15 protein-coding genes are annotated in these 13,818 nt (G+C 68.5%); 4 read left to right on the plus strand and 11 right to left on the minus strand.

The features are described from left to right. Positions 1-34: 34 nt before the first annotated feature. Entirely contained in the window at positions 35-478 is a 444-nt protein-coding gene (locus BN984_RS05855) for a GNAT family N-acetyltransferase (protein ID WP_049967862.1), read from the plus strand. Positions 479-487: 9 nt separating this feature from the next. Here the strand turns inward: BN984_RS05855 and BN984_RS05860 are convergent, their stop codons facing one another. The 6 genes from BN984_RS05860 to BN984_RS05885 all read right to left on the minus strand — a co-directional run bounded on the left by BN984_RS05860 (position 488) and on the right by BN984_RS05885 (position 8,066). After that, on the minus strand, positions 488-1,711 hold the full coding sequence (locus tag BN984_RS05860; RefSeq protein WP_049967863.1) for a mechanosensitive ion channel family protein: 1,224 nt from the start codon (positions 1,709-1,711) through the stop codon (positions 488-490). 319 nt (positions 1,712-2,030) lie between these two features. Next, on the minus strand, positions 2,031-3,689 hold the full coding sequence (locus tag BN984_RS05865) for a tRNA uridine(34) 5-carboxymethylaminomethyl modification radical SAM/GNAT enzyme Elp3 (protein ID WP_008094820.1): 1,659 nt from the start codon (positions 3,687-3,689) through the stop codon (positions 2,031-2,033). A 129-nt stretch (positions 3,690-3,818) separates the two neighbouring features. Then, the gene (locus BN984_RS05870) at positions 3,819-6,044 is read right to left on the minus strand and encodes a DHH family phosphoesterase (protein WP_049967864.1); all 2,226 of its coding nucleotides are present in this window, start codon (positions 6,042-6,044) and stop codon (positions 3,819-3,821) included. Between the two features lie 126 nt (positions 6,045-6,170). Then, complete coding sequence (locus BN984_RS05875; protein ID WP_008094818.1) at positions 6,171-6,698, minus strand: YIP1 family protein; 528 nt, start codon at positions 6,696-6,698, stop codon at positions 6,171-6,173. Positions 6,699-6,781: 83 nt separating this feature from the next. Beyond that, a complete protein-coding gene (locus BN984_RS05880; RefSeq protein ID WP_004061202.1) occupies positions 6,782-7,369 on the minus strand; it encodes a thymidine kinase in 588 nt (195 codons plus the stop codon). Positions 7,370-7,487: 118 nt separating this feature from the next. Next, positions 7,488-8,066 (minus strand): NADPH-dependent FMN reductase, encoded by a 579-nt coding sequence (locus tag BN984_RS05885; RefSeq protein WP_008094813.1) that lies wholly within the window; start codon positions 8,064-8,066, stop codon positions 7,488-7,490. Positions 8,067-8,164: 98 nt separating this feature from the next. Here BN984_RS05885 and BN984_RS05890 point away from each other — a divergent pair, with 98 nt between their 5' ends. Beyond that, the gene (locus BN984_RS05890; RefSeq protein ID WP_049913560.1) at positions 8,165-8,506 is read left to right on the plus strand and encodes a DsrE family protein; all 342 of its coding nucleotides are present in this window, start codon (positions 8,165-8,167) and stop codon (positions 8,504-8,506) included. Positions 8,507-8,519: 13 nt separating this feature from the next. Here BN984_RS05890 and BN984_RS05895 read toward each other — a convergent pair whose 3' ends face one another. From BN984_RS05895 to BN984_RS05905, 3 genes are all read right to left on the minus strand, one after another. Next, positions 8,520-9,164: a helix-turn-helix domain-containing protein gene (locus BN984_RS05895; protein WP_008094809.1), complete on the minus strand. Its 645-nt coding sequence runs from the start codon at positions 9,162-9,164 to the stop codon at positions 8,520-8,522. A 34-nt stretch (positions 9,165-9,198) separates the two neighbouring features. After that, complete coding sequence (locus tag BN984_RS05900; protein ID WP_049967865.1) at positions 9,199-10,203, minus strand: alpha/beta fold hydrolase; 1,005 nt, start codon at positions 10,201-10,203, stop codon at positions 9,199-9,201. A 108-nt stretch (positions 10,204-10,311) separates the two neighbouring features. Continuing rightward, entirely contained in the window at positions 10,312-11,229 is a 918-nt protein-coding gene (locus tag BN984_RS05905; RefSeq protein ID WP_049967866.1) for an HhH-GPD family protein, read from the minus strand. Between the two features lie 130 nt (positions 11,230-11,359). Between BN984_RS05905 and BN984_RS05910 the strand changes: the two genes are divergently transcribed. Beyond that, on the plus strand, positions 11,360-11,683 hold the full coding sequence (locus tag BN984_RS05910; RefSeq protein ID WP_004969267.1) for a hypothetical protein: 324 nt from the start codon (positions 11,360-11,362) through the stop codon (positions 11,681-11,683). Positions 11,684-11,709: 26 nt separating this feature from the next. Here the strand turns inward: BN984_RS05910 and BN984_RS05915 are convergent, their stop codons facing one another. Continuing rightward, the gene (locus BN984_RS05915) at positions 11,710-12,147 is read right to left on the minus strand and encodes a hypothetical protein (RefSeq protein WP_049967867.1); all 438 of its coding nucleotides are present in this window, start codon (positions 12,145-12,147) and stop codon (positions 11,710-11,712) included. Positions 12,148-12,240: 93 nt separating this feature from the next. Here BN984_RS05915 and BN984_RS05920 point away from each other — a divergent pair, with 93 nt between their 5' ends. Then, positions 12,241-12,504 carry a BolA family protein gene (locus BN984_RS05920; RefSeq protein ID WP_008094795.1) on the plus strand — a complete coding sequence of 88 codons (264 nt, stop codon included), beginning with the start codon at positions 12,241-12,243 and terminating at the stop codon, positions 12,502-12,504. 89 nt (positions 12,505-12,593) lie between these two features. Here BN984_RS05920 and BN984_RS05925 read toward each other — a convergent pair whose 3' ends face one another. Next, entirely contained in the window at positions 12,594-13,733 is a 1,140-nt protein-coding gene (locus BN984_RS05925; RefSeq protein ID WP_008094794.1) for an ABC transporter ATP-binding protein, read from the minus strand. Positions 13,734-13,818: the final 85 nt, after the last annotated feature.

The raw sequence follows: 13,818 nt of genomic DNA on the forward strand, positions 1-13,818 counted from the left end.
CAACCGTCAGGTGGCCGCCCGCGGAACTGCTTCCATGAGCGAAACCGAGGTCCGCGTGGCGGTCAGCGAAGGCGAGCGCGACGACGCCTTCGCCGTCCGAAAGGCCGTCTTCGTGGACGAACAGGGCGTCGACGAGGAACTGGAGTGGGACGAACACGACGACCCCGTCGCCGAGGCGGTCCACTTCGTCGCCTACCGCGGCGGCGACCCGGTGGGCGCGGCCCGCCTGCGCGAGTACGAACCCGGCGTCGGTAAGGTCGAACGCGTCGCCGTCCTCGAATCGGCTCGCGGCGAGGGCTGGGGGCGACGACTCATGGACGCGCTCGAAGCCGAGGCGCGCGAGCGCGGGTTCGACTCGCTTCTGCTCCACGGCCAGACGACCGCGGAGGGATTCTACCACGGCCTCGACTACGAGACGACGAGCGACGAGTTCGACGAGGCCAGCATCCCGCACGTCGAGATGCGAAAATCGCTGTAGCCGGGACACCTACTCCTTCGAGACCGACTTCTCCACCGGCCGACTGCGACGGGCCTCTCGGAGCTGGAAGCCGTCGGCCTCCTCGCGGGCGAGCAGTTCGCGCTGCGGGTAGGGTATCTTGATTCCCTCGCGGTCGAACGCGAGTTTCACGCTCCGAAGCACCTCGGCTTTCGCCTGCGCCCGACGCGGGGCCGAGGGGTTCGTAATCCAAAAGCGGAGTTGGAGCCCGATTGACGAGTCGCCGAACGTCGTCGGCATCACCTGCGGTTTCGGCACGTCCTCGACGAACTTGAGGTCGGTGAGCGCCTCCTCGGCCACCGACTCGGCGTGTTCGATATCGGCCTCGTAGTCGATGCCCACATCGAGGCGAAGTCGGAGTCGGTTGCGCTTCGTCCGGTTGGTTATTTTCGCGTTCGTCACGCGGTCGTTGGGGAAGACGACCGTCTCGCCGTCGGCGTTGCTCAGCCGGGTGTTGATGATGGTGATGTCGGTGACGATGCCCTCGGCGTCGTCTATCTCCACCCAGTCGCCGAGTTCGAACGGCCGGGAGAACATCAGCACGAAGCCCGCGATGAGCGACCCGAGGGTCTGTCGCGCGGCCATCCCGACCACGATGCCGAGGAAGCCAGCGCCGACGAGCAGGCCGCCGATTCTGACCTGCCAGACCGTGAGCGCCGCCATCCCGACCGCGAGGAGGACGACCAGTTGGAGGACGCGGAAGACGATGCCCTGCTGGTGGGCGTTGATGTTGTCCGAGGCGGTCGCGTACGAGTCCAGTTTCTCTTCGAGGACGTTCGTCCCGACGAGCGCCCCGGCGAACAGCGCGACCGTGGCCCCGAGTTTGGCGGCGTTCGGGATAGCGACGGCGAGTACCTCGGCGAAATCCGCGGCGAGGCCGGTGTATCCCCAGAGAAGCAACAGCGACAGCGCCACGCCGACGAAGACCGCGAGTTGGAGCGTCCGGACGACGACCGTCGCGGGGAACAGCCACGCCGCGTCGGTGACGGCGTCGGGAACCCGCGGGTGGGCCAACACTCGCGTTCGGAACTCGGCGGTCGCCCGCGAGACGAGTCGTGGCGCGAGGAAGACCGCGACTCCGAGCGCGAGCGCCACGAGCGCCGCCGAGATACCGAGTCGTTCTTCGGTCGAAACGAACTGTGCGAGCGCCGAGCGGAGGTCCTGAAGCCACGTCGTCGCCTGCCCCTGAACCGCCGCACCCCCCTGTGGTGCCATTCTACCGAGTGCGGTCGGCCGAAAAGTAAAAACGTGGCGGAGCGACAATCAGTGGTGAGAATCGACCGAGGTTGGTGTTTTCGTCGGCTACAGCCGCTTCGACACGTAGCGCCCACCTTTTTCCGAGACTCGCTGCGCTCGTCTCGCAAAAATCTGGACCAAAAAAAACTGGTGCTCAGTCTACAGCCGCTTCGACACGTAGCGCCCACTTTTTCCGGGACTCGCTACGCTCGTCTCGCAAAAATCTGTCTTCGGGAGCGACTGCGACCGAAGGCTCGTGAGGCACGGCCTCACGGTGGACCAAAAATCCGACTATTCCCTACAGCCGCTTCGACACGTACGGACCGTCCTGGTGGTAGCCGAGTTTCTCCTTGTAGTACTGCCGGACGCCGATGCCCGAAATGACCGAAATCTTGTCGTAGCCGGCGTCGCGGGACAGTTCCTCGGCGTGCGCGAGGAGCTTCTTCCCGTAGCCCTTGTGCTGCCAGTCGCCGTCGGCACCGATGCCCGCCTCGGAGCCGTAGACGTGGAGTTCGCGGACGAGCGCCGCGTCCTGCAGTTCGCGGCGGACCGGGTTGCCGGGGAACCGGAGGCGACAGAAGCCGACGAGCAGGTCCTCGACGGGGTCCTCGAACGAGATGAAGTGCTCCGTGCCGCCGGCGACCTCGTAGGTCATCACGTCGAGTTCGATGCGCTCTGGGTCCGGGTCGGCCTCGTTCATGCCGACCTCGCGGGCGCGGATGTCCCGCTGGACGATACCTCGTTCCTCGGCGCGCTGGGCGGCCAGTTGTCGGAGGTTCGACTTCCAGACGCCGGCGTCGATGAAGTCCGCGGGGATGTCCCGCTGGACGCGCTGGAGGCGGGTGTACTTCGGAATCATGCCCATGACCTCCGCGACGATGTCGGCCGCCTCCTCGTTGTTCAGCGGCTCGTACTCGTCGCGACGCCACATGTCGTAGGTGATGGTGTCGCGGACGATGAGCGTCGGGTAGATTTTGAGGTAGTCGGGCCGCCAGTCGCTGTTTTCGAACAGCTGGCGGAAGTCCTCCAGACACATCTCCTTGGTCATGCCCGGCTGGCCGGGCATCATGTGGAAGCCGACCTTGAACGCCGAGTCGCGGAGGCGGCGGTTGGCGTCGATGGAGGCCTGCACGCCGTGACCGCGGTGCATCTCGCGGTTGATTCGCTCGTAGGTCGTCTGGACGCCGACTTCGACCTTCGTCGCGCCCAAATCGAGCATCCGGTCTATCTGCTCGGGGTCGCACCAATCCGGCTTCGTCTCGAAGGTCGTCCCGATGTTACGGATGTCGTTCGTCTCGTTCTCGGCGATGACGTCCTCGATGTACTCGAACTCGACATCCTCGGGGTCGGGCTTGAACGACCGGTCTTCCGCCGGTTCGGGCTCCTTGTCGAGGTCGTAGTCGTTCATGGCTTCGAGCGCCCGCTTGACGAACCACTCCTGGTAGTCGTGGCTCCGGGCGGTCATCGTCCCGCCCATCAAGATGAGTTCGACCTTGTCCACGGGGTGGCCGATGTGTCGAAGCTGTTCGAGGCGGAGCGTGACCTGCCCGTAGGGGTCGTAGTCGTTCTGGACGCCGCGGGCGGCCGCGGGCTCGTGGCCCGTGTACGACTGCGACGAGGAGAACTCGCTGGCGGGCCCGCCGGGACAGTAGAGACACTTCCCGTGGGGGCACATGTGCGGCGAGGTCATGATGGCGACCGGCGAGACGCCGGAGGCGGTGCGGACGGGCTTGCGCTGGACGACCTCTTTGACCTCCTCGCGTCGGTCCTCGGGCGCGTACTGCAGAATCTCGGCGTTCTTCGGAACTTTCGGCGAGGAGTGTTCCGAACAGGCGTCGAGCTTTGCCGATTCGAGGTCGTCGCGGTCGACGTCGCCCGCGAGGATGCGGTCGACGAGCGCCTCGCAGGTCCGCTCGAACGCCTCGGACTCCGTCTCGGTCTCGGCGCTCACGGACACACCTCCCGTTCGGCGACGTGGTGGCGGTTCATGGGCGCGAATCGGGTCGTTTCGTGGATAAGCGTGTCGCTCGGGAGGCTGGAATACAGCCCTCCGTCGAACCGCGCGAGGAGGAGTCTGGATTGCGGCTTAGAACTGCTCGGCGGCGGCGTCGAGGACGGCTTCGAGCGCCTCGTCGCGCGCGCCGGTCAGGAACTCGATGCGACCTTCGCGGATGCCCGCGGCGGCGAGGCCGGCGGCGGGCGCTTTCTCGGCGGCCGACTCGACGACCGCGCGGAGGTCGAGGTCGCCCGTCGAGCGCAGGTAGAGTTCGTCCATGCCGAGCGCGACGGTCACGAAGGCGTCACCCTCGCGGGTGCGGCGGTGGAGTTCGTCCACGAGCAGGCCCGTCGGCGGGAAGTCGAAGCGGTGACTGTAGGCGTCGGAATCGAGGACGGCCACGGAGATTGCGCCGACGTCGCGGCGTTCGAGGTTCGCCTGCGCCGTCTCGATTTCGTCTTCGAGCTTGATGCGGAACTGCTCGGAGACGTGGCCGGCGAGGCCCTCGTCGGCGTCGAACAGCAGGTCGGCGATGAGTTCGCGTTTGTCCTGATAGGACTGGTAGTAGGCTTCCAGCGCGACGGCCTCGCGGAGTTCGCGGACGCGGTCGGCGTCGAAGCCGTGGGACTCGGCGAGGTCGAGGTACTGCTGCGGGCAGTTCTCCCAGTAGCTGACGGCGGGGAGGTGCGACACGTCGTCGCGGATGTCCTCGTTGACGGCGACAGAAAGCGTCGACGCGAGCGCGCCGACCGAGAGGTCGCGGGCGTCGGCTCCCTCGCGGGCGGGGTTGACGAGCACGTCGACTTCCTCGGCGACCTCGTCGTCGGCGGGCGCGGCGTCGACGACGACGCGCTCGGAGCCGTAGACGCCGAGCAGGCCGAGGCCGTCGAGGGACTCGGCGGTCGAGCCGGCACCGAGGAGAAGCACGAGCGGGAGCTTCTCGTCGTGGCGGTCGCGGTCTTCGAGCATCCGCGTCACGTCGTTCGTGGCGGCGTCCATGCCGTAGACGGCCTCCTCGAGCGGGCGACGGGTGAAGTAGTGGTACTCGGCGTCGTCACGGGGGTGCTCGTCGCGGATGAGCGGGAGCACGGCGCGCTCGACGGCGGCGCCGGCGACGTAGCCGTCGGCGGTGGCCGTGTGGCGGACGACGATGGGGCGCGATTCGAGGACGGCGCGGCGGATGGCCTCCGCGGCGTCGAGCAGCGACTTGCCGACGGCGGCGACCGGCTCGTGGGCCGCGAGCGGCGCGACGGCGTCCGGTCGGGCCTCGTCCGAGAGGGCGTCCGCGAGGCGCTGGGCGACGGTGTCGGCCTCGTCGCCGTCGAGAATCGTCAGCTCCTCGGTCTCTATCTGCAGTTCGCCGCGGCGGCGCTCGACCTCGCCGTCGATGCGGACGTAGTCGCCCACTTCGACTTCGGGGTACGCGCGGACGCCGGCCTCGACGAAGGCCGCGCAGTCGGCGATAGCCGTCTCGTCGCGGAGTTCGAACACCGTCGGGCCGCCGGTCTGGCGGACGCTGGCGATTTCGCCCTCGACGCGAATCACGTCGCCGACGCGGTCGTCGATGCTGCCGAGGGTCACGCGCTCCGCCTCGTCGGCGTCGGCGTCAACCTCGGTCTCGGCTTCCTGCTCGGCGTCGGTGTCGTCCTGCTCGGGCTCCGACTCGGACTCGGGTTCGCTCTCCGGTTCCGCTTCGACGTCCTGCTCGGACTCGCCGTTGGCGGCGATGTCGTCGACGACGTCCCCGGCGGTCGGCGCGCGGTCCTCGTCTCCGGCGTCGGACTCGGACTCGGACGCGGCGTCCTGTTCGGGCTCGGGCTCGGGCTCGGGCTCGGGTTCGGCTTCCTGTTCTGGCTCCGATTCGGTTTCGACCGTCTCGGACGACGTGCTCGCGCCGGCTGGCTTCGCGGTCTTGCCCGTCTTCGGGCGCGTCTTGACGGCCGTCGGGCCGTCGCTTTCGGCTTCCTGCTCGACGGGCTGGCCGTCGGCGTCGCCGTCGGGGTCGTGGATGCGAGCGCCGCGGAACTCCGAGTCGGACTGGCGAATCGACCAGCCGAGGTCGATGTTGCCGTTGTCACGGACGTTCTTCACCTGAACGAACACCTCGTCGCCCGGCTCCCATTCGAGGGATTCGAGGCGGCGGTCGAGTTCGCTGCGGTGCAGTAATCCGGTCACGTTCGAAGCGAGGTCGACGAAGACACCGAAGTCGGCGTACCCGTCGACGGTGCCTTTGTAAAATCGGCCGGGGACGAGCTGGTGGGGGCTATTGCCCCGGAATTCGAACCAGACGTCCTCCTCGTGCGTAATCCAATCCATTGCGTTGAGCAAACAACCCCTAACTAAAACGATTGTCGAAAAACGCTCAGGGGAGAGTGGCGCGTGTGCGGGCGGGAAACCGCCGCTCCGTCGGTCGAAACGCGGGGATTCGAGGCGAGGTTCGGCTCAGACGAGCGCGAGCGCCGCGGCGAGTTCCGAGAGGGCGCGGAAGCCGCCGAAGGCGTAGCCGAAGACCACGCCGGCGGGGACGGCCGCGGCGAGCGCCGCCTTCGGAACCGTCGTCTGATGGACCTCGCTGATGCCGACGACGAGGAGCACCGCGCCGTAGACGGCGCACAGCGCGCGGACGCCGGGAATCGGGAGGCTGGCGAAGGCGCACGGCGCGGCGGCGTAGGCGATGACCTGCACCGTCTCGCTCACCCCCGCGCGGCGGGACAAAAGCGGGATGAGAAGGGCCGTCTGGATGGCCGCCGTCAGGTGGAGGAGCGCCGGCGCGACGAACAGCGCGACGACGAGCAGGGCGACGAGCGCCGAGACGAGCGGGCCGCCCTCGATGGCCGGAATCGTCGCCGGCTCGAAGGCGAACCCGAGGCCCTGATAGGCGAGTGCCACCGCGATGGCGAACACGAGGCCGGGCGCTTGGTCGCCGGGGGCGACGCCGTCGCGGAAGAACTGGCGGGGGCGAACGACCACAGCGACCCACGCGCGGAGGATGCCGGTCAGCCCGCGGTCGCGGCCCTCGCGTGGGGTTTCGACCCAAGTAGTCACGCTAGCCTCTAGTCCCGCCGGAGGGTATGACAGTTCCGGCACCGCGCCTCGTAGGACTCCTCCGCGCCGACGAGGATAGTGGGGTCGTCTACGTGCGCGGGCTCGCCGTCGATGAGTCGCTGGTTCCGTGTGGCCGGCTCGCCGCAGACGGTGCAGATGGCCTGCAGCTTGTCGACGTACTCGGCGAGCGCCATCAGTTGGGGAAGCGGGTCGAACGGTTCGGCGCGGAACGTCTGGTCGGTCCCGGAGACGACGACGCGCTTGCCGTCGGCGGCCAGCGCCTCGCACACGTCGACCAGTTCGGCCGAGAAGAAGTTGGCCTCGTCGATGGCCACCACGTCCTCGCCGTTGAGTTCCTCGGCGATTTGCCAGACGCCCTCGCCCTCGGAGGGGACGACGCTCGCCTCCCACGAACGACCGGCGTGAGAGCCGACCGTCGTCTCGCCGTAGCGGTCGTCGAGCTGGGGTTTGAACACCGAAATCTCCTGACCCGCGATTTCGGCCCGGCGGAGGCGTCGGAGGAGCTCCTCCGTCTTCCCCGAGAACATAGAGCCGGAGATGACCTCTATCCATCCGCTCTGCGTGATGGCGTGCATATCCTGACTGGGGGACGAGGAGGGTCAAAACGATTGTTCATCTGCCGCGACGGTCGGGAGTCGAGACGGGTCGGTCGACCGAACCCACGCCGCGTTCGAAACAGCGCGTGGCGACTGCTCAGTCGTCCGCGCCGACGTTCTCGCCGCTTTCGAACGTCGGCGGCTCGGGCTCGATGTTGGCGTAGACGACCGCGTCGCGGCCGAGTCGCTCGACCCGCTCGCGCAGGTCCTCGCTCACGAGGTCGTCGCCGTCGAACGACGAGGAGACGCGAGGGATGGCGACCTGATGGGGGAGCACCCACGAGTTCAGCGACCGGCAGACCGACCGGAGGTGTTCGAGGGCGGTCACGGGAAACGACCCGCCGGCGACGGCGAGGAGGCCCACGGTCTTCTCGCCGAACTCGTCGAAGCCGCAGTAGTCGAGGGCGTTCTTGAGGACGCCGGAGTACGAGCCGTGGTAGACCGGCGTGCCGAGGATGACCGCGTCCGCGCCGTCGACGACGCGGACGAGTTCGGCCGAATCGCCCTGCTCGTCGTAATCGGCGTCGAGCGGCGGGAGGTCGTACTCGCGGAGGTCCACGAGTTCCGTCGTACCGCCGGCGGCCGACGCGCCGGCGAGGGCATGTTCGAGCGCCAATCGGGTGTAGCTGTGGTCGCGGAGACTGCCGCAGATGGCGACCACGTGTGGCTGCGTCATACCCTGTATCTCCGAGAGCGCCGTGAAAATCTCGTCGGCCGCAGTCGAGCGTGTCGGACGGGCACAACACACAGGAACCCGGACCGCGAAAACCAACCGTGAACGTCGTCTTCCACGTCTCCAGCGCCGACCTCGGCGACTGGCGGCACGCCATCCGCAACGTCCGAAACCTGCTCGACGACGAGACGGTCGAGACAGACGAGGTCACGCTTCTCGCAAACGGCGACGCGGCGCTGTTGTTCCTCGCCGACTCGCCCGTCCGCGACCGCCTCGACCCGCTGTTCGAGGCCGGCGTTCGCTGTTGCGCCTGTCGAAACTCGCTCGACGGCCGCGGGTTTGACGCCGACCAACTGGCCGACGGCGTCGAGGTCGTTCCCTCGGGCGTCGGCGAGCTCGTGGCGCGACAGGCGGCGGGCGACGCCTACCTGAAGGTACCGTAGGCGTCGGCGCGCGTCACCCCGAACCGACGAACTCCCGGAGCACCGTCGCCTCGGCCTTTCGGAGTAGCTCGCCGGCCGTGCTCGTCGAGCAGTCGAGCGCGTTCGCCACGTCCGCGACCGACCCCTCGCGAGGGATTTCGTAGTAGCCGGCCGACACCGCGGTCTCCAGCGCGGCCCGCTGTCGGTCGGTGAGCTGCGAGGGGGCCCGCCGCCGGTCGAAGGGCTTCACGCGCTCGACCGTGAGGTCGCCGAGCGCCGCGATGTCGTCGTAAAACGCGCTGAGCGCCGACACCTCGCCGACAGCCTCGAACCGGACGGAGCCGGTGGCGTGGAACACCACCGGCGGGAGGAATATCACTCGAGCGTCGGCGATGACCCCGAGAAGCGGGTCCGCGAACTCGTAGTCGCGCTGGTGGAGGAAGCCGTAGGTCCCCTCAGCTCCCTCGACGAAGTGCGCCCGAACGAGCGAATCGACGTCCGAAACGAGCGCGTCGGCCGCGTCTCGGTCGCCGTCGAACCAGAACAGCGTCGTCGCGTCGGCCGTCGGACTCCACATCAACAGCTCCGCCCGGTCGACCGGCGAGTCGCGCATCATCCCGCGCTGGAGCGGGTGGACCAGCCGGTCCGGGTAGTCGACCGAGAACTGGGCGTGTTTCATTCCGTTTCGAACGACCGTTTTTCGGTCCGGTATATCAAACGCAGTGGTGCGATTCGGCGGCGGCGGTCGGCTCCGACGAGCCGTCCGAAGCGTCCGGGTCGAGCGACCCCGCGGCGCGGCGTTGTTCGTCCAGCACGCCGGGGGCGCTCCGGAGGAGCGTCCGGAGGTGGTCTGCGCCGCGCACCTCTCGAAGCCGCGCGCCTGGTACCTCCGGTTCGAGGCGTCTCGCGCCGGCTATCGGGACGTTCGTGTCGGCGTCGCCGTGCCACAGAGACACGCCGGCCTCGATGTCGTCGAAGGGAATCCCCCACGGCGCGGCCGCGGCCCGGAAGTCGCAGAGTACGCCCCGCCGCGAGCGACTGACCGACGCCGCGAAGTCGTCTCGAACCACCGCGGCGACCCCGTCTGGAACTGCTCCGGTCGCGTCGTCGGCCGTGTACTGCGCGACGACGAGCGAGGGGTCGAGCCTCCCGGCGAGCCACGCCTGCCCGCGGAAGAGATAGCTGAGGAGCGCCGGCGCGTTCGTCGCCAGCCACGACAGGAGCCGTTGCGTTCGGGGCGTTTCCTCGCTCGCTGCCGGTGGAACCGCCCCCGCGACGACGCTTACGTGCCGAACCCTGTCCGGCCGCGCCGCCGCGACAGCCAGCGCGTCGCGGCTCCCGCCGGAGAACGCGACCAGCCCCGCCGACTGCGCGCCGATGTCGTCGAGAAGCGCGTCGAAGAACTCCGCGGGTGCAGGTGTCGAGGGTCGCTGGCTCGGCCTGCCCGATTCCTCGGGTGTCGGGCGCGGCGACGAACGGCCGTAGCCGGGTCTATCGGGCGCGAGGACTCTGATTCCGCGTTCCTCGGCCGACGCGTCGAACAGTGCCCCGAGCAGGCGCGACCCCGGCGCGCCGTGGAGAAACACGACCGGGATGCCGTCGGAATCGCCGTACTCGGCGTAGGCGAGTCGCCGCCCGCCGTCCAGCGTGAGGGTCTTTGCTTCGGCGGACTCCGCGGCTTCGCGAGGGTCGAACGACGACGCGTCGCGTGTTGCCATCGACTGTACGTAGTCGGAGACGAGGAGTGCGACTGGTGCCGGACTAGTGCGGTGGGATAACTACGAGCGGCGAAACAAGCGCGGCGAGAACCACCGGCGGAGCGCGAACTACTTCGCCAGCGAGACGCGGACGCCGTCGTCGCTCTCCGCGACATCGACTAACCCGTCGGATTCGAGGTCGTCCACGAGGCCGCGGAGCCACTCCGTACCCGTGTCGCCGCCGTAGTCGACGCGGACCCGCGGCCCCAACTCCGAGAGGCCGAGTTCGTCGTACTCGCCGAGAACTCTGACGACCCGACCGCGGAACTGCCGCCGACTCCCTTCGAAACTCGGCTGGGTCGGCACGTCGGGGGCGGTGAAGTCGCCCGTCTCGTAGGCGTGACAGAACCGCCGCCACGGACAGCCGGACTCGTCGCACGTCGGCGTCTTCCCGCAGGCGACTCCGCCGAGTTCCATGATGGCGTTGTTCCAGACGCGGGACTCGCCGTCGGGCATGAGTTCCGAGGCGGCGGCCTCGAAGGCCGCGTCGTCGTCGGGGACCGCGAAGGCGCGGTGCAGCACCCGCTTGACGTTGGTGTCGACCACCGCGTCGCCGTTGTTGAACGCGAAGGAGGCGACCGCGTTGGCGGTGTAGGGGCCGACGCCCATCAGCTCCGAGAGGCCGTCGGGCGTCCGTGGGAACTCGCCGCCGCGGTCTTCTTCGACCTGCCGGGCGGCCTCGTGGAGGTACTTCGCGCGGTTGTTGTACCCCAGTCGGTGGTTCGTCCAGAAGCCCACCACGTCGGCGCGGTCGGCCGCCGCGAGGTCGGCCGTCGTCGGCCACTCGTCGAGGAACGCCTCCCACGCCTCGACCACGCGGCCGAGTTGGGTCTGCTGGCTCATCACCTCGGAGACGAGAATCTCGTAGGGGTCGTCGGTGCGCCGCCACGGGAAGTCCCGGTGGTCGGCCTCGTACCACTCGGTGAGCGCGGACTGGACTGCTTCGCGGTCGAGGTCGGCGGGGAGTTCGGACGGCGCGTCGCTCATCGCCCCGGCTTGGGACGGCCCGCGTTTAGCCGTGGCGATGCCGGAGCGTCGTCACGCCGCGAGGACGAGAAGTCGACTCTCCTCTCCGCGGTCGAAACGCGTATCCCCGTGACGACCCCATCGCCGGGCGATGACGCTCGACGAACTCACAGACGACGTTGACGCGGCCTACGGAGACCTCGGCGACAGCCTCGACGTGTCGCTCGACCGCGAGACGCGACACGAACTCGCCATGCTCGTCGCCCTGTTCGACCCCGACGACGCCGACGAACTCGTCCGCCGGGCGGTCCACGCGCTGTTCCAGTCGGAACTCGACCGCGGCCAACTCGACTTCCACCTCCGGCAGGGCTACGACGTGACCTACGACGAGTACCTCGCGGGGATGACCTACGAGGAGATGACCGGACAGTCGCAGGCCCCGCCGCGGGACGACGTGCGCCGCTACCAGATGTAACCGCGGTCGAGACGGGACGGCTCGACTCAGACGATTTCGGCCTCGATTTCGACGCCGTCGATGCGGCGGTAGCGGTGGGAGCCGTCGTCGCCGTCGCGGACGACTTCGAACGCCCGGAGGAGCACCACCAGTCGCTCCTCGCCGAGGTTGGCGCGGAGGACGACGCCCTCGCCGGTGACGACCACGTACGGCGGGGCCGCGACGGGCGGCGCGGCCATCGGTCTGCCGGTGGCCGTCACCGCGTCGGCGAGGGCTCGCGGCAGTCGAGAGAGCGCGCCGGAGCCGTCGAGCGCGCGCCTGAACGGCGGCATGACGCGCTCGCGGTCCGCCACCGAATCGCCGTCCCACTCGGCGGCGACGGCGGTGGCGCACTGGCCGACGACGGTCAACAGTCGCTCGTGTTCGTCGCGGAGCACGCGAGCGGCCTCCTCGGCGAGTCCGTCGTGAGATGTCGCGTCAGTCACGAACCGAGGTGGGTCGTCGCCGTATAAAAACCTCCGCGAGTACGCCCGTCACTTCCCGGACGCTTTTTGCCGGCGCGGGCCGCCAGTACGCACATGGAACTCGCCGCCATCGAGGAACTCATCGAATCGAACATCGAGGACGCCGACGCGACAGTCTCGCGGCCGCGAACGGTCGACGAGAACCACGAGGACGACCACTACGCCGCCGTCGTCGTCTCGCCCGCCTTCGAGGGGAAGTCGTTGGTCAAGCAGCACCAACTCGTCTACGACGCCCTCGGCGACCACATGACGACGGACATCCACGCGATGGAACTGAAGACGTACACGCCCGAGGAGTACGCAGCGCTGGAGGAGTGAACGAACCACCGCGACCGACGTACTGAGAACGGCGAACGGACCGAAAAGAGACCGACCCGCCTGAACCCGACTGAACCCGAACGGCCCGCTCAGAGGTTCGCTTCCGGCGCGTCGAGGTCGGCCGATTCTAACGACCGGTTCTGGAGCGTCTCGCCGGTGGTCGCGTCGAACAGGTGAACCGCGTCCTCGGGGATGCGGGCGACGACCGACTCGCCGGCTTCGACTCGGCGCATGCCGCCGACGGTGGCGACGAAGCGGCGCTCGCCGCCGAGTTCGAGGTAGACAGCGTTCTCGTTACCCATCGGTTCGACCACGTCGACGGTCGTCTCGTAGGCGTGGTCCGCGGCCGCGTCGTCGATGACTTCGACGTCCTCGGGGCGGATACCGAGGGTGACGCGCTCCGAGCCCTCGACCGCCTCCGCGGACTTCGCCGAGAGTTCGTACGAAAAGGCGTCGCCGACGAGTTCGTCGCCCTGGACGTCCATCTCGAAGAAGTTCATCGACGGCTCGCCGATGAAGCCCGCGACGAAGCGGTTCGCCGGACGGTGGTACGCCTCCAGCGGCGTGGCGACCTGCTGGAGTTCGCCGTCGTTGAGGATGGCGATTCGGTCGCCCATCGTCATCGCCTCCGTCTGGTCGTGAGTGACGTAGACGGTGGTGACGCCGAGGTCCTCCTGCAGGCGCTGGAGCTCCGTCCGCATCTGCGAGCGAAGTTTGGCGTCCAGGTTGGACAGCGGCTCGTCCATCAGGAACACCTCGGGGTCGCGCACGATGGCGCGCCCGAGGGCGACCCGCTGTTGCTGGCCGCCGGAGAGTTCGCCGGGCTTGCGGTCGAGCAGGTCGGCGATGCCGAGCATGGACGACGTCTCCTCGACGAGTTCGTCGATGTCGGCGTCGCCCATGTCAGTCGACTCCTCCAGCCCGAAGCGCATGTTCCCGCGGACGGTCATGTGCGGGTACAGCGCGTACGACTGGAACACCATCGCGATGTCCCGGTCGCGCGGCGGGCGGTTGTCCATCCGGTCGTCGCCGAGTCGAATCTCGCCCTCGGAGACGGTTTCCAGCCCCGCAATCATGCGGAGCGTGGTCGATTTCCCGCACCCCGAGGGACCGACGAGGACGAGGAACTCGCCGTCCTCGATGGTCACGGAGGCGTCGTCGACGGCGACGACTTTGGAGCCGCCGTCGTCGAAGAACTTCGATACGTGGTCGAGCGTGAGGTCAGCCATGGGTCTGTGTGCGTGTCGTGGTGGTCGTCTGCGATGCGACGAGGGAGGTGCGACGGGAGCGGCGGAAGCCGACCGCGCCGCGTGC

The organism is Haloferax prahovense (assembly GCF_000723845.1).
In the GTDB taxonomy this organism is placed as follows: Archaea; Halobacteriota; Halobacteria; order Halobacteriales; family Haloferacaceae; genus Haloferax; species Haloferax prahovense.